The organism is Arthrobacter sp. HMWF013 (assembly GCF_003061105.1).
Taxonomy (GTDB): Bacteria; Actinomycetota; Actinomycetes; order Actinomycetales; family Micrococcaceae; genus Arthrobacter.
This window is the reverse complement of record NZ_QAIQ01000648.1, coordinates 1-1,055: the sequence shown is the minus strand read 5'-3', so window position 1 is coordinate 1,055 and position 1,055 is coordinate 1. Positions and strand designations below refer to the sequence as shown.

Genomic DNA, 1,055 nt, shown 5'->3' with positions numbered 1-1,055 from the left:
TTGGCTTCGCCGCCGACGTCGCGGGTCAGGTAGCCGGCGGCGGTGGTCTGCTCGATGGCAACCTCTACCAGGCGGGCTTCCTCATGCAGTCCGAAGTGGTCCAGCATGAGGGCGGCGCTGGCGATGGCGCCGATCGGGTTGCTGATTCCCTTGCCGGCGATGTCCGGGGCGGAGCCGTGGACCGGTTCGAACATGGACGGGAAGCGGCGTTCGGGGTTCAGGTTGGCGCTGGCGGCGAGGCCGAGGCTGCCGGCAAGCGCGGAGCCGAGGTCTGAGAGGATATCGGCGTTCAGGTTGGAGGCGACCACCACGGACAGTTCCTCCGGCTTGAGGATGAACTTGGCGCTCATCGCGTCCACCAGGACGCTTTCGGTCTGCACGTCCGGGTAGTCCAGGGCCACGCGGTTGAAGACTTCGTCCCACAGGACCATGCCGTACTGCTGGGCGTTGGACTTGGTCACGGACGAGACCTTCTTGACCGTGCGGGTCCGGGCCAGGTCGAAGGCGAAGCGCATGATGCGCTCGCAGCCCTTTTCGGTGAACAGTGCGGTCTGCAGGGCCACCTCGTTGCCCGGGCCGCGGCCGCTCAGGTTGCGGCCACCGAGCCCGGCGTACTCGCCTTCGCTGTTTTCGCGGACAACCACCCAGTCAAGCTCGGTGTTGTCAGCCTTGCGCAGCGGGGACTGGATGCCGGGCAGGAACTTCACCGGGCGGATGTTGGCCCACTGGTCAAAGTTCTGGGTGATGTTCAGGCGCAGGCCCCACAGGCTGATGTGGTCCGGAACGTTTTCCCACCCGACGGCGCCGAAGTAGATCGCGTCGAAATCCTTCAGGGTCTCAAGGCCCTGGGGATCCATCATCTGGCCGGTCTTTGCGTAGTAGCCGCAGCCCCAGGGGAACTCGGTCCAGTCGAAAGCGAACTTGCCGCCGGAGTTCTCTGCCAGGGCGTCCAGGACACGGCGGCCGGCGGAGACAACTTCCTTGCCGACGCCGTCGGCGGGGATCGAAGCGATGCTGAATTTCTGGGTGGCGCTCATGTGCCTACCTCCTCGTTG

Annotated in this window: 1 protein-coding gene; it reads right to left on the bottom strand. The window is 65.6% G+C overall.

Features of this window, described 5'->3' with window-relative positions; genetic code table 11:
* Window positions 1-1,037, bottom strand: a 1,037-nt coding sequence (locus DBR22_RS21435) for a tartrate dehydrogenase (RefSeq protein WP_108600657.1), incomplete at its 3' end; no start/stop codon positions are given.
* Window positions 1,038-1,055: the final 18 nt, after the last annotated feature.